Origin of the sequence: Actinoplanes sp. NPDC049681 (assembly GCF_044465265.1) — a bacterium.
In the GTDB taxonomy this organism is placed as follows: Bacteria; Actinomycetota; Actinomycetes; order Mycobacteriales; family Micromonosporaceae; genus Actinoplanes.
In genome coordinates, this window is record NZ_JBITLP010000006.1 from 520,810 (window position 1) to 537,082 (window position 16,273).

Sequence of the window (16,273 nt, forward strand, 5' to 3'; positions counted from 1 at the left end):
CCGTGTACGACGGGCTCGGGGACCCCCAACAAGCCCTCACCTACTACCAACAGGCCCTACCCATCCGACGGGAAGTCGGCGACCGCGCCGGCGAAGCAACCACCCTCAACAACATCGGTTCCGTGTACGACGGGCTCGGGGACCCCCAACAAGCCCTCACCTACTACCAACAGGCCCTACCCATCCGACGGGAAGTCGGCGACCGCGCCGGCGAAGCGACCACCCTCAACAACATCGGCGGGGTTCGGTTCCTCCAGGGCGATTTCGCTGGAGCGAAGGAGGCGTTGGATGAGGTGGTGGGGGTCTTTCGCGTGATAGGCGATCGCGCTTCACAGGCGATGGCGAGCTTCAACATGGCCGTTCTTCTCGTGCAGATGAAGCGGGTGGACGATGCCGCCGACTTTCAGCGCCAAGCCATCGCCCTGGCTGAGCTGACGGACCATCCTGCACTGGGGGAAATGCGAGCGTTCCTCGTCCAGCTCGAGCAAGCGACGAAAGGTGGGGCGATGGGTACTGCCACAGTGGAGGTGTCGGGGGCACAGGCCGAGCAGTGGGCTGTGGACCTGCAGGCCGTTCTAGCCGCGACTGCCCAGCCCGGTGACAGCGTGTCACCTGTGGAGGTGCAGCGTTCCGCTGAATTGGTGATCGCTGCCCTTGGACTGGTGTTCGCCGGGATCGACTCGGCCAAGACGATCTGGGACTGGTGGCACTCTCGCCGACCCGATGGAGCCACGGTCACGATCCTGCTCGGCGACGGCACGCAGATCGACTTGTCCAATGTCAGCCAGGACCAGCTGGAGGCCATTTTCCAGCGGGCCGTGTCGCACCGCTGAGGCGGAAACCCGCACATGAACCAGATGAACACCTTCGAGCTGGAAATCTTCGAGCAGAGTTCCAGCTACTGCGAACTGCGTTTGTCCGCGGGTGATGGAACACCGAAGACCCGTGGTCTGGACAAGGCGACTCTCGATCACCTGATCTCGGCTGTGGAGCATGACTACAGCCAGGACGCGATCGCCCAGAGAGTGTTCGGGTCATCGCAGTTAGGCGAACTCGGCAGGAAACTGTTCAGCTTCCTCGACGGCGATGAACGGTGGTTGGGTCCGATCCTGGACCATGCGGCCGGCACCACGCTGCGCATCACGGCGGCCGAACGGCTGCGGCACCTGCCCTGGGAACTGCTTGCCAGAGACGGCTCATTCCTGACCGTGGCCAGCATGGCTCCGGTGCTGCCGGTTCGAGCCATCGGCACCAACGCGGCCCTCGCAGCCACCGTGACGCCGGGAAACCGGCCGCTGCGGGTGCTGTTCATGGCAACCTCCCCGGAGGGCGTCGAGCCTGTCCTCAGTTACGAGGCTGAGGAGGCGGCCATCCTGTCGGCGACCTCCCGCACCGGTACCGACCTGGTGGTGGAAGAAAGCGGCACCCTCGAAGGACTGCGTTTCCTCAGCCGCGACTACGGTGAGGGGTACTTCGACGTCCTGCATCTGAGCGGCCACGCCACCATCGACAGCGGGCAGCCCACCTTTCTGGTGGAGAACGAATTCGGCGGGCTCGCCTACGCCACCGCCGACCAGATCGCCCAAGCCATGGCCGGGCACTGGCCAAGGCTGGTCTTCGTCTCCGGCTGCCTCACAGGCAACTCCCCCGACGGCGGCACGCTCCCCTCGATGAGCGAAAGCCTGGTCCGCGCCGGGGCACCCGCCGTGCTGGGGTGGGCATTGCCCGTCGGCGACGTCTCCGCGACCCAGTTCGCCGCCGAACTCTACCGGGCACTGGCCGACGGGGAACCCCTCGACCGGGCCATCGTGGAGGCCCGCCAACACCTGTACGCCCAGCAGAGCCGCAACTGGCACCTGCTGCGCGTCTACGCCGACCGCTCCCCTCTCGCCCCGATGGTGACGCCCCTGCACACCAAGGGGCGTAAACGGATCCAGGTCCGGGCCGCCGACCAGGAATTCCTGGACCCGAAAACCCAGCTGTCCCGGGTCGCCGCCCGCGCCGAGTTCGTCGGGCGACGGCGCGTCATCCAGCGCTGCCTGCGGACCCTCAAACAACCCCACGGTAGCGACGGTGCGGCCGAGGCCCTCGTCCTGCACGGCATGGGTGGGCTGGGCAAGAGCAGCCTCGCCTCACGATTACTGGAACGCATGCCCACCCACCAGCGCGCCGTCTGGTACGGCCGCGTCGACCTGATCAAATTCCGGGGACTCACCGACAAGATTCGGTTCCCCGCTCCGGAACACCAGATCGAGGCTGCCGAGTTGCTCGACAACGATCGACTCCCGCTCGCCGGGCGCCTGCGCTACCTGCTCGACGCCGATGGTCCTCTCGGGCAGACGCCGTGCCTGTTCGTGTTCGACGACTTCGAGGACGGTAACCTCGACGCCCGCGACGGCAGCCACGTGCTCTCCGTCGAAATGGCCGCTATCCTCCCGGCCCTGCTCACCGCCATCCGCGACACCGGCAGCCCCAGCCGGGTCATCATCACCAGCCGCTATCGGTTCCCGGCACCGGCCACCACCCGCGTTGTCGTCGAGTCGCTGGAAACCCTGACCGATACCGAGCAGACCAAGAAGATCGCCAACCTGCCGAAGTTACGCCCCGGCTCACCCCTCGATCCGGACATCCGCGGCCGCGCCATCAACGCCGCAGCCGGCAACCCCCGCCTGCTTGACTGGCTCGACCGGATCGTCGCCGACACCACGCTCGACGTCGACGGGCTCATCGCCGCGGTCGAGAACGAAGCCGACCGATTCCGGCGAGAAACCATCCTCGCCACCAACCTGCTCAGCTCCCAGGCCCCCGACCTGCAGAAGATGCTCGCCAAAGTCAACGTCGTCGAACTGCCGGTTCCCGCCGAAACCGTCCATGCCATCCACGACCACCCCGATACCGCCCGCCACGTCACCCGCGCCACGCAGCTCGGCCTGCTCGAAGAAGGCATCGACCCAGAGACCCGCCGACCCCGCTACTACGTCTCCAACGTCCTGCGCCCCCTCATCCGCCCCCTGCTCACCGACGACGAATACACCCAGGCCTGCGCCGCCGCCGCACGATCTCTGCACAAACTCTGGATCACCGACCCGGCGACGCCCGGCTCCGCGTCATGACCTCTCTCGCACCGGCGGTGGAGGTGCACCGGCCGGCGGTAGCCGGTCGCGAACCGGTCATCGCCCGAGAGGTCGGCCACCGGGTCTCCAGCGTTTTAACGCAAAGGTCATGGTTCGCCGACGTCGCGGCCCTGGAGAGTGCGACGCTGACTCTCGGCCCGGACGCCAGCGCGTTCTACGACCTGGGCTGGGCCCAATCCTCCACCGGGCAACCGCGCCAGGCCCTGACCAACCTCGAGCAGGCCCTGCGCCTATATCGCGCGGTCGGTGACCGCGGCGGCGAAGCGGCCACCCTCAACAACATCGGCCGCGTGTACCACGGGCTCGATGACCGCCAGCAAGCCCTGACCTACTTCCAGCAGGCCCTGCCCATCACCCGCGAGGTCGACGGCCGCGCCGGCGAAGCGACCACCCTCCACAACATCGGCCACGCGCACGACCGGCTCGGCGAACGCCAGCAGGCCCCGGCCTACTACCAGCAGGCCCTACCCATCCTTCGGCAGGTCGGCGACCGCGCCGGCGAAGCGGTCACCAGGTACAACATCGCGATGATTCATCGAGCGGAGGGCAACCTGGACGAGGCGATCCGCGAGCTCGAACACGTTGTTGACCTCGATTACCAAGTCGGCCACCCAGACCTAGCATCTGACAACGCCGTGCTCGATCAGGTACGCGAGGAATGCGCAAGGGCTAGAGAAACGACGTGATCGCCTCATGCCGTCGAGCGTCTCAGCGCCGGTAGCAGGAAGGTGGTCACCAGGACTTTCCGGCCGCTGACCTGCCAGACAGACACAGCGGCCTTACTCATGTGTCCGGCCGTCACCGGCGCCCTAGACTCGCCGACCATGGGACTTCTCACCTTCAGCCTCAACGTCACCCTGGACGGTTGCGTCGACCACCAGGAGGGGGTCGCCGACGATGAGACGCACGCCTACTTCACCCGGCTCATGGACGAGAGCGGCGCAATGCTGTGGGGTCGCGTCACCTACGAGATGATGGAGAGCTCTTGGCCGACCATCGCCCGCGGCGACGAAGAGGCGCCGCCGGCACTGCACGAGTGGGCGGTCAAGCTGGAGGCCAAACCTAAGTACGTGGTGTCGTCCACGCGCACGGATTTCCCGTGGAGCAACAGCCATCACATCGCCGGTGACCTGCGCGACGGCGTGCAGAAGCTCAAGGACGCGACCCCGGACGGGGTCCTGCTCGGAAGTGGCAAGCTCGCGACCGAGCTCGACCGGCTGGACCTGATCGACGAGTACAGGCTGCTCGTCCATCCCCGGATCGCCGGCCATGGCCCGACGCTGTACCAGGGCGGGCTGCCCGGCACGCGCCGGCTCGAGCTGCTCTCGGCGGCGCCGCTCCGCAACGGCGCGGTCGCCATGCACTACCGCCGCGCGCACTGAAGCCGTCAGCTCATAAGATGCGCGAGGTAGACCCCGCACGCCGTAGGTGGACGGTCAGGTCGTGACGGGGTGGTCGCCTACGAGCCTTTGGACATCCCTACGGCCTTCTGGGCGGCCAAGTGACTTCGGTCCCCCGAGAGGAAGCTCTACGGAGCTTGTACGGCAGCACTCCGCCCGCCGGAGGTCGTCGCTGGCGCTCGCCGTTCCGGGCTAAGAATCCGGGAACAGGACGATGATGTTCGCAGCCGGCGCGGATATCGTCGTCCCGCCGGTGCGGAATTGAAGGGTCGAGTTGTTTCGGCCGAGGTATTTCAGGTCGGGCCGGAGCAGCTCGCTCGGCGCAGTTCCCGAGCCCGTCCAGCGGATCTGCACGGGGATGGCGTTGATGTCGATGATGTTCAGGCCCAGTACCGACAGGGGCTTGACCGGCTTGCCCTGCACCGCATCGTCGGCCCGGTCGGAGACAGTCACCGTTGCCCACACCGTTCCGAGGACGAGGGTCATCGACGCGATGGTGACGAAGGTTCTCATCATCGCTTTTCGAGTGAAGGGAAACAGCAGGTCGGGTTGCACGGTGAGCACCACCAGGGCGGAGCCGATGGGAGTCCACCCGAGCCACTTAGCGACCTTGCGGAGCAGGGAATGCACTTGTGCATAGGCCTCCAGCGCCGAAGCGTGCTTCGGGTCGTCGCGGGCAAGGCGGCGCATCCGCGCGATAAGTTTCTGGTAGGCCAGGGCCAGCAGCCAGAAGAGTGACCCATACAGGACGCGGAACGCCGAGATGACGGCCGACAGGCCGAGCAGGATGACGATGCCGGCCGCCGCTCGGCCGAGCATGGTCACCCGGTCCAAGCCCACGTCACCGGTGTTCAGCCCCACTTTGCCGAGGTAGCGGTCATAGATGAGCGTAAGCACGAAGTAGAGGGCGGCGCCGGCGTAACTGGCCGCTTGGACGAACGGCGAATCGAGCACCCGGCGAAGGAGAGGCGCGGCGGCGGATGCCGTGGCCGCCGGCTCCTGCTTCTCGAGCAGGACCGCGCGGGGGTACGAGGCCGGGTGCATCCGGTCATGATGTCAGGGAGCCTCGGCCGGCTGCGGTGCACTCGCCGAGGTCGTCGCCGGCCGGAATGCCGGCTCAGCCGAGGCGCTCGGCCAGCGAGACGATGAGCCCCTCCGGCCCGCGGATGTACGCCATGCGCCAAGCGCCCTCGTACTCGCCGATGCCGCCGACCAATCCGTAGCCCTCGCTCGCCGCCCAGTCGACGGCGGCCTGCAGGTCGGTCACTTCGAAGGACACGTTGCGCAGGCCCAGCTCGTTGGCCATGGCGGCCGGCGAGCCCGGCACGGAGTCGGGGCAGACGAAGCGGGCGAGTTCCAGGCGGGCGCCGTTGTCCGGTGACTTCAGCATGACGATCTCGGTGCGGGAGTCGGGGATGCCACAGACGGTTTCCAGGAACTCGCCCTCGACGAACGTTCTGCCCTCGACCTCCAGGCCGAGCGCGACGAAGAAGGCGGTCACCGCATCGAGATCTGCGACCGTGATGCCGACGTGGTCGAAGCGTCGTACGTATGACATGGACCGTGCTCCCGTCGTCGTGCCGGACAAGCAGCTGCCAGGGCAGAGTATCCGGGCCGGCTGCCGAGCCTGCGTGTTCAGGGGTCCCGGCCCAGGTCACGCCGATAGGATCGGCGGGCGAGGGAGGCGGGATGGCAGTCGACGTGCTGACCGAGACGGTGATCGCCAGGCGGCCGGCCGAGGTGGCCGCCTACGCGGCGGATCCCGACAATGCGCCGCGCTGGTACGCCAACATCACCTCGGTGGAGTGGGTGACCGACCCGCCGCTGAGCGTGGGCAGCAAGGTGGCCTTCGAGGCGCAGTTCCTCGGCCGCCCCCTGTGCTACACCTACGAGATCGTGGAGTACGAGCCCGGGGCGCGGCTGGTGATGCGGACGGCGCAGGGGCCTTTCCCGATGGAGACCACCTACACCTGGCAACCGGCCGACGGCGGGGGCACGCGGATGACGCTGCGCAATCGCGGCGAACCGTCCGGGTTCTCCCGGGTGGCCGCGCCGGTCATGGTGGCGGCGATGCGCCGTGCCAACCGCGCCGACCTGGCCCGTATCAAGGCGTTGCTCGAGACCACCTGATCGCCGCACCGGGGACGGAGCCCACGATGGACACCTGGCAGATGATCCGCACCGAGCGGGCGGCGCTGGTCGAGGCGCTGGCCGCGCTCCCGCCACCGGCCTGGGAGCGGCCGTCGTTGTGCTCCGGATGGGCCGTCCGGGACGTCGTCGGCCACCTGATCGCCACGGCGTCCATGACGCCGCCTCGCTTCTTCGCCAAGCTGATCGGCAGCGGCTTCCGGTTCGATGCGATGGTGCGCAAGGAGATCGCCGCCGTCACCGCCGGTCGCACCGACGCTGAGCTTGTGGAGGCGCTGCGGGGGCGGGTCGATGCGCGTACGGGACCGCCCGGGCCGACGATGTCCTGGCTGGGCGAGACGATCGTGCACGGGGAGGACGTGTTCCGCGCCCTGGGCGGCTATCGGGAGCACCCGGTCGAGCATCTGGTCGCGGTTGCCGACTTCTACAAGGGCAGTGATCTCCTCATCGGCGCCAAGAGCCGCATCGCCGGGGTCACCCTCACCGCCACCGACAGCGCCTGGCGGCACGGTACGGGCCCGGAGGCCGCCGGGCCCATGGTCGCCCTGGTGATGGCGATGACCGGACGCCAGGCTGCCCTGGACGACCTCAGCGGTGAGGGCGTCGCCGTGCTGCGCGGCCGGTGAGTGGGGCCGGTCACAAGGCTGGGGGTCGTTGATCTGGTCGGATAGGCTCGCCGCCGTGCCGTTTCCCCGCCACCGGACGACGCGGCGGCGGGCCGTCGCAGGGTTGCTGGTCGCTGCGGTCGCCGCCACTACCCTGGGCTGCTCGCGTAGCGGCGGGGACGGCGACGATCAGCGGGACCTCGACGTCATGATCGCGACCCTGGTGGGGTCGCTCTCGCCCGACGGGGCCTATCGCGATCCGCGCAAGGCCGAGCGTCAGGCCGCCCGCGAGGCCATCGGCCAGCTCATCGACGGGGATACGGATCCGCCCGCCCGGTTGCTGGGCGGCATCGGTTACCGGGCCGTCAAGGGTGTCCAGACCGCCGACGGGCGGAAGTTCACGTTCTACCGGGCCGACGGGGACACCGGCTGGGGTGGGCTGCTCGTCGAGCCGTCCGTACCGATCAGGTCGGTGATCGAGGTGCCGCATCCGGCCTACGACCTGAACACCGAGAAGCTCGGCCTGGATCTGTTCCGCCGGCTTCCGGGCAGCGCGATGCTGATCGCCGGGGCGCACCGTCAGGCTTCGGGGGACGACGCGGACGTGGCGCACAACGACCGGTCGATGTTCCAGGTCTTCAGCGAGGAGCTCGCCGCACGCTCCGTGCCGCAGCTGCAGCTGCACGGGTTCGCCGACAAGAGCCTGCCGGGCGCCGACGCCGTGGTGTCCACCGGCTCGGGCCCGCAGAACGAGCTAGCGGCGCGGATCGCGCGGGAGCTCAAGGGCGAGGAGCTTCGGGTGTGCCGGGCCTGGGTGTCGCACTGCGTCGGTCTCGAGGGCACGACGAACGTCCAGGGTACGGCCGCCGCCGAGCACGGTGCGGAGTTCGTTCACCTGGAGCTCGGCTGGGGGCTGCGCCGCGATCAGAACGGCCGGCAGCTGGTCCAGGACGCCGTCGTCGCCGCCTGGAACGGGTGAGGTTCCAGGCGGCGACACGGCGTCAGAGGCGAACGGGTGAGGCCCGCCGGAGGCGACGCGGCGGCGCGTCAGAGGCGGCGGGCCGTCCGCAGGCGGATCGCCCAGAATCCGGAGCCGTCGAGGATGGATTCGCCGTGCAGGTCGCCCATCGTCGGGCCGTTCGCCTGGCTGCGGCTGGAGATGAAGCGGCGGTGGCCGCGGTCGTCGACGCCCAGGTAGAGGCCGGAGTGCTCGATGTGCTTGTTCTGCACCGGGCCCGCGTTGAACAGCAGCAGGTCACCGGGCAGGAGCCGGTCGATGTTCGCGGCTCGCTTGCCGGTGTTCGGCATCAGCTGGACGCCCGGCCCGAAGTCGGCGATCGCCCACGCCGAGCGCGGGAGGCCCGGCTGCTTGACGGTACGGGCGATCTCCTGCTGGCGCTTCTCCCCCGGCTCGATGCCGACGCCGACGCCGAGCAGCGGATACCCGCTGCGGTAGCCGTACACCATGCGGATGAAGCCGGAGCAGTCCAGGCTCAGCCGGTGCGTCTCCGACGGCTTCTCCTTGACGCCGTCCGGGAACTCCCACGGGACGCCCAGATAGTCGTAGAAGTCGGAGTTCTCGGCACGGCCGTCCGGGTCGATGTCGGAGAGCGGACCGAACGAGGCGTCGCCGCTGTACTGCTTGCCTTCGGCGTCCTTCTTCGGCGGTGCGCCGTACATGTATTGCATGGCGATGCCGAGAATGTCCGGCGACTTGTCGGCGAGCGCCTTGGTGAACCAGGTGGCGAACCACTCCTCGTTCGCGGCGGCTGCGGTCCATGGCTTCGGTGCCAGCCGTACCCATTCGGTCGTGGTGATTTTGGCTGCGGTGAACCGGGGTTCCGCGATGGTGCGCTGCGGGCCCTGCAGGTGCGCGGTGCGCGCGCCGTCGGTCATCACCGCGACGAGCTTGCCCTGCTTGGTGAGGATCTCCGTGCGGTCCGGGTCGGACTTCCTGCGCAGCACGTAGTCGGCGAGCAGGGCGGAGGTCGTCTCCTTCCCCGTCCCGGCGGAGGCCCCGATGCTGATCTCACGCTGGTGCGCGAGGGCGAGCCGGGAGCCGCCGAACACCACGGCGCCGGCGCCGAGCAGCAGGACGACGCCCGCCACGGCGAGCGGGGCGGAGGTGCGGTGCGAGATGCGCATACTCGGTCTGTCTCCAGGGTCAGGTCGCCGGGACGAAGCCCGCGATGATGCCGGTGATGGCGACCGCGTAGGTCAGGCCGGTCACCATCGTGGTCGCGAGGATCGTCGCTTTCGGCGGCTGGCGGACGAGCTGGTAGGCGATCAGGCCCGGGGCGACGAAGCCCAGGGTCTGGTGGGCGAACAGCAGCGGCAGGTCGCGCTGCACCAGGACGAAGAGGGTGAGCTGCAGGAAGACGCTGAGCAGCACGATGGCCGCGAACAGCCGCTTGCCGTAGAGGATCACGAAGCGCTGCATGACCCGGGTCAGGACGTACGTCACGACGGTCATCACGAGCATCACGGCGGCCTGCGGCGGGTCCTCGATGAGGGCCAGGGCGATCCACCCCGGGGTGATCATGCCGCCCGGTGACAGGTTGGTGGTGAGATAGCACAGCAGCGCGAACACGAGCCCGATGCCGAGGCTCGCGGTGGTGAGCTGCGCGCTGAGCTCGCCGCCCAAGATCATCGTAGGATTCCTGTCTGCCGTTGGGCGGGGATACGGGGTTCGTGCGCGTCGTGGGTCTCGCCGGAGGTCCAGCCGGGGAGCGAACCGAGCTCGTGCAGCAGCACCTCGCCCTGGCCGTGGATGTTGCCGACGGCCACGATCGAACCGAGGTCGGGCACCGCGTGCAGCACCTCCTCCAGCAGCCGCTCCGGCGGGAGCTTTCCGCCGAGGTCGACCACCCGGGACTGCAGCGCGTCGGGCACGGCGACCTTGGCGCTGCGCGTCGGCTCCCCGATGAGGATCACGCGGTCGGGGGCGACCTCGCCGGCGAGCGTGCCCATCTGGCCGTTGCGTTCCACCCGGTCGGGACGGCAGTTGATCAGCATGGCCAGCGGGCGCCCGATCAGCCGCTGGCTCTCCAGCTGCCGGATGTTCATCAGGGTGGACTCGGGGTCGTTCGCGGCGAAGACGTTCGCGAAGGCGACCCGCTTGGTGCCCTGACGCACCCGGGAGACCGACAGCACGCCCGGGTCGGGCGGCGCGTCCCACATGCCCTGCAGGGCGCTGGCCCGGTCGACGCCGAGCAGCTCGGCCACGGCCAGGGCGATCGCGACGTTCTCCTTGAAGGTGATCCAGCCGAACTGCCGCATCTCCTCGTCGTGCACCGACTCCGGGTCCACGGCAATCAGCCGGCAGCGCCGCTTGTCCGCCTCCTCCTGCAGGATGTGCAGACGTTCCTTCTCGGCCGTCACACAGATGCCGCCGACCGGCATGGACTTGCTCAGCGAGCGCGCCACGTCGTCGAGGGTCGGGCCCATCTCGGCCAGGTGGTCCTCGCGGACGTTGCAGAGCACGCCGATGTCCGACTTGATCAGTTTGCTCTGGTTGATCTCCTGCAGGGCGGGCATGACCGCCATGCACTCGATGACCAGCGCGTCCGGGTGGTAGACGGCCGCCCGGCGCACGATGCCGATCTGCTCCACCACGTTGGCGATGCCGAACTTGCGGTGCACCGGCTCCTCGGTGGCGTCCGGGAACACGAAGCGCGCCGCGGTGCCCGTGGTCTTGGCGATCACGCGGAGGTGACCGCCGCGCAGCGCGCCGGCGCAGAGGCGGGTGATCGAGCTCTTGCCGCGGATGCCGTTGACCAGCACCCGGTGCGGGATCGTCTTCAGGTTGCGCTCGTGGTTGCGCTGCTCGATCACGCCCGCGACGACCAGGGCGAGGCAGCACAGCGTGAAGACGGTGTAGAGGTACCACATGGCCGGCCCCTTCCTCAGCGCTCGCGCTGGTTCGGAATGCGGGGCCGGGGAAGCACCGCCGTGAAGTTGGCGGCGGAGCCGCGCAACCGGACCGCGCCGCCGAAGCGGGCCGAGCCCGTGTGCCGGACCTGCCGGCAGATCTCCAGGCACATCGCGATGGCCCCGACATCGTCGTGGCGTTGCGGCGTCACGGGCTCGTCGAAGTCGCCCTCGACGATCCGGGCCGAGGCGTTGGCGAGGCGGCGCAGCGGGCGCACGAAGATGAAGTACATCCAGATCAGGGAGACCACCAGGATGGCCACCACGGCGGCGGCCGTCAGCAACGCCCAGCGCCGCTCCAGCATGCTCGGCAGCTGCAGGGTGTTGGCGTTGCGGTCCAGCACCACCACCCACTCCAGGTGGGCCACGTCCGGGTTGGTGACCGCCGCGCCGGCCACCAGGGCGGGCCGGCCGTCCACGTCCTTCGAGCGGGAGATGGTGTCGCCGGAGAGGGCGGCGACCGCGGCCTCCCGCACGGTGGGGTCCCGCAACGGCTGGAAGGCGCGGTATCCCTCCGAGTCCAGGATCGTGCGCAGCTCGGGGTCGGCCACCACGGCGCGCCCGTCGGCGCTGCGCATCAGGCCGAGCAGGTAGTCGATGTCGAACTCGGCCACGAACGCCCGGCCGTCGCCGCGCACCCGGTAGGCGTACAGCACCGGCAGGCGGTTGACCACGGGGTCCAGCACCACCCCGCCCTGGCCGGGCAGCGGCTGGGCCGCGCGCAGCGACGGGCGCCCGGCCGACGACTCCGGCTTGCCGTCCGCGGCGACGAGGTAGATCCCGCGCAGCCGGTGGTTGTCGGCCAGCGCCTCCTTGAGCGCCGCCACGACCGGGTCGCCGGCCGTGGTGGCCTGGGTACGGCTGAGGTGCTCCACCGTCTGCAGCCCGCTGCTGAGCGCGTTGCCCAGGGTGCTGCTGATGGCCTCGACCCGACTCTCCTCGTCCCGGTTGAGCTGGACCGGCACGGTGGCGCGCGGCTGGGTCACGGCCACCGCCACCGCGAAGGCGGGCCCGAGCAGCGCCACGAGCGCGGCGACCAGCAGGCCCTGGAGGACTGTCGGCCGCCACTTGTTGGCACGCAGGCGGTTCCCGGACGAGACGGCCAGCGCCTGCGCCACCTGCGATCCCTCGCGGATCCGCAGCGCGCGACGGTCCTTGGTGATCGCCCCGCAGGCGTCCAGCTTTGCCTGGTGCAGGAGGTGTTGCAGCGGCTTGACCAGGGAGGCGCGCATGAGGACGTACGCCAGAAGCGTCGACAACGCCACGACGAGCGCGAGTACGAGCCCGTGGAACAGCGACGTGCCCGCGGTGACGTCGGCGACGATGACCGAGGCCACCACGAACCCGGTGTCCCCCACCGGCGCGCCCGACACCACGAGTGCCTGTCCGGACCACTCCTTGACCCGCACCACTTCGCTGCGGCTGTTGTTGATGTGCGGCAGGTCCTCGAAGAGCTGCTTCCGGAAGCCGGCCGGCACGGCGTCCACACCCTGCGTCAGGTACGCGTCGCCGGCGCGGGTCAGGACGTACACCCCGTGCTTGCCGTCGGGGTTGAGCCGGAGGCTGCGCAGCAGCAACGGTTGCAGGCCGATGAGCATGCGGTCCTGGCCGACCGTGACGGCGCGGATGACCGCCGGGCCGTCGGTGGTCATCACCGGCGAGTTGCCCTCGGGCAATCCCCCGCCGGGGATCAGGTTGAGCGGCACGGCCTGGGCGCTGGCCGCAACGATCTTGCGGGTGCTGGGCTGGATGACCGCCACGCCGGCCCAGGAGGCCTCGTCGCCGGCCAGCCGGCCGATGGTGGCGGTCGTGGCCGGCGCCCCGCCGCGCAGCGCGTCCGCGGTCTGGTCGAACGCGTCGTCGGCGGCGATCAGGCTGAGCGTCAGGCTGCGCGAGACCTTGACCATGAGGTCCTGCTGGGAGTCGAGCACGGCCGTCGGCACGTCGTCGCGGTCGAACACCGCGAAGCCGAGGACGGCGACCGCCACGACGAGCATGGTCGTCCACAGGTAGACCAGCGTCGGTGCCTGGGAGCCGGCCGGGAAGCCGGCCGTCGGCAGCTGCTGGGTGAGTGCCCGCCAGCGCCAGGTGACGAGCTGATCGGTGGAGAGGACGTGCGTCTCCGGCCCGTTCGGTGACGCCTCACGGATGTCAACCGCGGTCAAAGCAGGTCCCCGCCCCATCTCGGGGAGTGGAGGAATGCGGGGGCGATGGGCCGGCTTCACTCCCCGATTGGTGTTGCCGGCATCCGCGATGCGCACGGGACTATAACAACGCAGACCCTCGGCGTGGCACCTCGAAATGCGCAGCTCGTCGTGGTAAGGGACGGATTCGGAAGATTTTTGTTACCTCGAGGTAGCGCGGACCTTCAGCACGGTCCCCGCAGCTCCACGGTTCAGGACGTGACTTTCGATCCGGTCCACCGCCGCCTCGTAGATCCGCCGCCGACCTGCGGGAACGCCGGGATCGGCGAGGGCCTGCTCGAGATCGACGACGCGGATCCCGGGGTTGAGGTCGATGAAGGTGGGCAGCGCCTCGACGGCGCGAACCTTCCACCCGTCGCCCTGCTCGCCGGCCGAGAAAGTGACACGCATCATGGTCCCCTCCCGGTTTCCGTTGACCGGCTGCGGATGGCGCGAGAGGAAGTCACCGAGTCCGTAAAGAACCCATTTGTCGCCGATGCGCTCGGCCGGCTGGACCACGTGCGCCCCGAAGCCGAAGACGACGTCCACGTCGTCCATCGTGGCGATCGCACGGGCAAGCTCCTGCTGGTCGACGTCCGGCTCGTGCTCCGTCTCGGAGCCCCAGTCGATGCTCACCACGACGATCGAGGCGCCGGCTTGCCGGGCGTCCCGGGCGTCGTTGCGGACCTTCTCCTCCGTGGCGCGGGCGACCGACCAGTCGCGTTCCGCCGGCAGCTTCCCGCCGTTCAGGGTGAGGGTGTAGCTCAGGTGCGCGACCTTGACCCCGTTGGCGGTGTAGAGCCGGGGCTTCTGCGACTGCGCCTTGCTCTTGTACGTGCCGGAATGGCCCACCTTCGCCTGGTCCAGCGCGTCCAGGGTGCGGGCCAGCCCCGCCGGACCCCGGTCGAGCGCGTCCTCGGAGGCGGTCGCACAGCCGTCGAAGCCGGTGTCGGCGATGGCCTTGGCGACCCCCGCCGGCGCGACGTATCGAGGCGGCCCGGAGAACGGTCCCTCGGCGGCGAGCGGCGTGCCGAGGTGGCAGAGGGCCAGATCGGCGGCGGAGACGGTCTTCTTCGCGCCGGCCATCATCGGCGCGAAGTCGAAGATGCCGCCGCCGTCGCGGCGCGCCTGGTCCCAGACTTCCGGACCGGGCAGGATCGCGCCGGCTGCCAGGATCGTGACCGTTTTTCCGGTCGCGGCCACCGGCTCGGCCACCGGCCGTACCTTGGCCGGCGGGTCGGCCGGCCCGCTGGGCCGCCAGAGCCCGATCCGGTAGGTGACGACGCCGGCCGCCGCCGCGACGACGATCAGGCCGAGGGCGGCCCGGGCGACTTTGCCGCCGGGGCCCGGTCCGGAGGAGCGTTCAGTGCTGGACACGGCGGCAAGGATAGGCGACCCGGCAAGTCCCTCGATCGGCTGAGGGTGACGTCACACCGCGCCGAGTGCGGCCAGCTCCTTGATCTCGTCCGGCGTGTAACCGAGCCCGCACAGCACCTCCGCGGTGTGCTCCCCCAGCGCCGGCACGGGACCGGTCGGCAGTTCCACGCCGGCGAACGTGAACGGTGGCAGCAGTCCCCGCACCTCGCCGGACGGCGTCTGCACCGTCCGCCAGCGGTCCCGGGCGGCGAGCTGCGGGTGCGTCAGCAGCTCCGGTACGCCCTTGAGCAGAGCAGACGCGACGTCGACGGCGTCCAGCCGTTTGATGATCTCCTCGGCGCCCAGCGTGGCCGTACGCCCGGCGACGAGCGCGTCGACCACCCGCCGATGGCGCACCCGGGCGACGTTGGTGGCCCACTCGGGGTCGTCCGCCAGCTCGGGCCGTTCCAGGAAGCCGGAGGCGAACCGGGCCCACTCGCGGTCGTTCTGCACCCCGATGAGGACCTCGTGGTAGTCCGCGGTCGGATAGGCGTCGTACGGCGCCACGCTCGGGTGCGACAGGCCCGCCCGCTGCGGCGCCTGCCCGGCGCACTGCGTGTAATACAGCTGGTATCCCATCCACTCGGCGGTGGCCTCGAACATCGAGATCTCGATGGCGCTGCCCTCGCCGCTGCTCGCCCGCCTCACGAGCGCCGCCAGCGTGGCCGACAGCGCGTACATGCCCGCGGCGATGTCGGACGCCGGGATGCCCGCCTTCGCCGCCTGTTCCGGTGGCCCGGTGACCGACGCCAGCCCGGACTCGCACTGGACGAGCATGTCGTACGCGCGCTTGTTGCGGTACGGCCCGGTGGAGCCGTACCCGCTCATGTCCACGGTGACCAGGCGCGGGTGCCGGGCCCGCAGCACGTCGGCCGCGAGTCCGAGGCGGTCGGCGGCGCCGGGCGCGAGGTTCTGCACGAAGACGTCCGCGCCCGCCAGCAGATCGCGCAGGACCCGCCGCCCGTCGGCCTTCTTGAGGTCGAGGGTGAGCGACTCCTTGCCGCGGTTCAGCCAGACGAAGTGGCTCGACAGGCCGCCCACGACGTGGTCGTAGCGGCGGGCGAAGTCGCCGCCGTCGGGCCGCTCCACCTTGACGACCCGGGCGCCCAGGTCGGCCAGGTGCCGGGTGGCGATCGGCGCGGCGACCGCCTGCTCGAGCGCCACGACCGTGACACCCGCCAGCGGCAGCGCGGTCACCTGGCGGCGGGAGTCGGGGCGGTCACCGGACGCATGTCGGTCCAGGACCGCTCGATGAAGGCCAGGCAGGCGGGACGGCTGCCGGGTCCGGACACCACGCGCCAACCGGCGGGCACGTCGGCATATCCGGGCCAGAGGCAGTACTGTCCCTCGTCGTTGCGGAGCACGAGGTGGTCGGACGCATCGGCCATGTCGTTCACCGTAGGTCGGCCGTCCGCCGTGGACATCCCTTGGCCGAGTAGTCCGGCACCGGCCACTAA

General features: G+C 69.8%; 16 protein-coding genes. 7 read left to right on the plus strand and 9 right to left on the minus strand.

Translation table 11 applies throughout. The features are described from left to right. From ACIBO8_RS24295 to ACIBO8_RS24310, 4 genes are all read left to right on the plus strand, one after another. Positions 1-833: tetratricopeptide repeat protein (locus tag ACIBO8_RS24295; RefSeq protein WP_396117552.1), on the plus strand; the 833-nt coding region annotated here is incomplete at its 5' end. A gap of 15 nt (positions 834-848) precedes the next feature. After that, positions 849-3,113 carry a CHAT domain-containing protein gene (locus ACIBO8_RS24300; protein ID WP_396117553.1) on the plus strand — a complete coding sequence of 755 codons (2,265 nt, stop codon included), beginning with the start codon at positions 849-851 and terminating at the stop codon, positions 3,111-3,113. Beyond that, the gene (locus ACIBO8_RS24305; RefSeq protein ID WP_396117554.1) at positions 3,110-3,820 is read left to right on the plus strand and encodes a tetratricopeptide repeat protein; all 711 of its coding nucleotides are present in this window, start codon (positions 3,110-3,112) and stop codon (positions 3,818-3,820) included. Before ACIBO8_RS24300 ends, ACIBO8_RS24305 begins: the two co-directional genes overlap by 4 nt. A 138-nt stretch (positions 3,821-3,958) precedes the next feature. Next, the gene (locus ACIBO8_RS24310) at positions 3,959-4,516 is read left to right on the plus strand and encodes a dihydrofolate reductase family protein (protein ID WP_396117555.1); all 558 of its coding nucleotides are present in this window, start codon (positions 3,959-3,961) and stop codon (positions 4,514-4,516) included. Between the two features lie 210 nt (positions 4,517-4,726). Here the strand turns inward: ACIBO8_RS24310 and ACIBO8_RS24315 are convergent, their stop codons facing one another. Both ACIBO8_RS24315 and ACIBO8_RS24320 read right to left on the minus strand, forming a co-directional pair. Then, positions 4,727-5,578, minus strand: a complete 852-nt coding sequence (locus ACIBO8_RS24315) for a hypothetical protein (RefSeq protein WP_396117556.1) — start codon at positions 5,576-5,578, stop codon at positions 4,727-4,729. A 73-nt stretch (positions 5,579-5,651) separates the two neighbouring features. Then, entirely contained in the window at positions 5,652-6,092 is a 441-nt protein-coding gene (locus ACIBO8_RS24320; protein WP_396117557.1) for a VOC family protein, read from the minus strand. Positions 6,093-6,223: 131 nt separating this feature from the next. Here ACIBO8_RS24320 and ACIBO8_RS24325 point away from each other — a divergent pair, with 131 nt between their 5' ends. Genes ACIBO8_RS24325 through ACIBO8_RS24335 form a run of 3 tightly spaced genes read left to right on the plus strand, consistent with a single transcriptional unit; the run spans position 6,224 to position 8,266 of the window. Further along, complete coding sequence (locus ACIBO8_RS24325; RefSeq protein ID WP_396117558.1) at positions 6,224-6,664, plus strand: SRPBCC family protein; 441 nt, start codon at positions 6,224-6,226, stop codon at positions 6,662-6,664. Positions 6,665-6,690: 26 nt separating this feature from the next. Further along, the gene (locus ACIBO8_RS24330; RefSeq protein WP_396117559.1) at positions 6,691-7,308 is read left to right on the plus strand and encodes a maleylpyruvate isomerase family mycothiol-dependent enzyme; all 618 of its coding nucleotides are present in this window, start codon (positions 6,691-6,693) and stop codon (positions 7,306-7,308) included. Between the two features lie 55 nt (positions 7,309-7,363). After that, positions 7,364-8,266 (plus strand): hypothetical protein, encoded by a 903-nt coding sequence (locus ACIBO8_RS24335; protein WP_396117560.1) that lies wholly within the window; start codon positions 7,364-7,366, stop codon positions 8,264-8,266. 68 nt (positions 8,267-8,334) lie between these two features. On the opposite strand, the gene ACIBO8_RS24340 is transcribed toward ACIBO8_RS24335, so the two are convergent. The 7 genes from ACIBO8_RS24340 to ACIBO8_RS24370 all read right to left on the minus strand — a co-directional run bounded on the left by ACIBO8_RS24340 (position 8,335) and on the right by ACIBO8_RS24370 (position 16,204). Continuing rightward, positions 8,335-9,432: an NlpC/P60 family protein gene (locus tag ACIBO8_RS24340; RefSeq protein ID WP_396117561.1), complete on the minus strand. Its 1,098-nt coding sequence runs from the start codon at positions 9,430-9,432 to the stop codon at positions 8,335-8,337. Positions 9,433-9,451: 19 nt separating this feature from the next. Next, positions 9,452-9,937, minus strand: a complete 486-nt coding sequence (locus ACIBO8_RS24345; RefSeq protein ID WP_396117562.1) for a poly-gamma-glutamate biosynthesis protein PgsC/CapC — start codon at positions 9,935-9,937, stop codon at positions 9,452-9,454. After that, positions 9,934-11,178 carry a poly-gamma-glutamate synthase PgsB gene (gene pgsB / locus ACIBO8_RS24350; protein ID WP_396117563.1) on the minus strand — a complete coding sequence of 415 codons (1,245 nt, stop codon included), beginning with the start codon at positions 11,176-11,178 and terminating at the stop codon, positions 9,934-9,936. The genes ACIBO8_RS24345 and pgsB overlap by 4 nt, the downstream gene beginning before the upstream one ends. 14 nt (positions 11,179-11,192) lie before the next feature. Then, on the minus strand, positions 11,193-13,382 hold the full coding sequence (locus ACIBO8_RS24355; protein WP_396117564.1) for a HAMP domain-containing protein: 2,190 nt from the start codon (positions 13,380-13,382) through the stop codon (positions 11,193-11,195). 180 nt (positions 13,383-13,562) lie between these two features. After that, entirely contained in the window at positions 13,563-14,777 is a 1,215-nt protein-coding gene (locus ACIBO8_RS24360) for a CapA family protein (RefSeq protein ID WP_396117565.1), read from the minus strand. Positions 14,778-14,828: 51 nt separating this feature from the next. Further along, the gene (locus ACIBO8_RS24365) at positions 14,829-16,013 is read right to left on the minus strand and encodes a CaiB/BaiF CoA transferase family protein (protein ID WP_396117566.1); all 1,185 of its coding nucleotides are present in this window, start codon (positions 16,011-16,013) and stop codon (positions 14,829-14,831) included. After that, positions 16,010-16,204, minus strand: a complete 195-nt coding sequence (locus ACIBO8_RS24370; protein WP_396117567.1) for an MbtH family protein — start codon at positions 16,202-16,204, stop codon at positions 16,010-16,012. Before ACIBO8_RS24370 ends, ACIBO8_RS24365 begins: the two co-directional genes overlap by 4 nt. Positions 16,205-16,273: the final 69 nt, after the last annotated feature.

Bases quoted from the DNA above. Each gene is read 5' to 3' on its own strand.
- ACIBO8_RS24340 (WP_396117561.1), bottom strand. From the start codon at position 9,432: ATGCGCATCTCGCACCGCACCTCCGCCCCGCTCGCCGTGGCGGGCGTC.
- ACIBO8_RS24305 (WP_396117554.1), top strand. From the start codon at position 3,110: ATGACCTCTCTCGCACCGGCGGTGGAGGTGCACCGGCCGGCGGTAGCC.
- ACIBO8_RS24320 (WP_396117557.1), bottom strand. From the start codon at position 6,092: ATGTCATACGTACGACGCTTCGACCACGTCGGCATCACGGTCGCAGAT.
- ACIBO8_RS24310 (WP_396117555.1), top strand. From the start codon at position 3,959: ATGGGACTTCTCACCTTCAGCCTCAACGTCACCCTGGACGGTTGCGTC.
- ACIBO8_RS24325 (WP_396117558.1), top strand. From the start codon at position 6,224: ATGGCAGTCGACGTGCTGACCGAGACGGTGATCGCCAGGCGGCCGGCC.
- pgsB (WP_396117563.1), bottom strand. From the start codon at position 11,178: ATGTGGTACCTCTACACCGTCTTCACGCTGTGCTGCCTCGCCCTGGTC.
- ACIBO8_RS24300 (WP_396117553.1), top strand. From the start codon at position 849: ATGAACCAGATGAACACCTTCGAGCTGGAAATCTTCGAGCAGAGTTCC.
- ACIBO8_RS24370 (WP_396117567.1), bottom strand. From the start codon at position 16,204: ATGGCCGATGCGTCCGACCACCTCGTGCTCCGCAACGACGAGGGACAG.
- ACIBO8_RS24345 (WP_396117562.1), bottom strand. From the start codon at position 9,937: ATGATCTTGGGCGGCGAGCTCAGCGCGCAGCTCACCACCGCGAGCCTC.
- ACIBO8_RS24315 (WP_396117556.1), bottom strand. From the start codon at position 5,578: ATGCACCCGGCCTCGTACCCCCGCGCGGTCCTGCTCGAGAAGCAGGAG.
- ACIBO8_RS24330 (WP_396117559.1), top strand. From the start codon at position 6,691: ATGGACACCTGGCAGATGATCCGCACCGAGCGGGCGGCGCTGGTCGAG.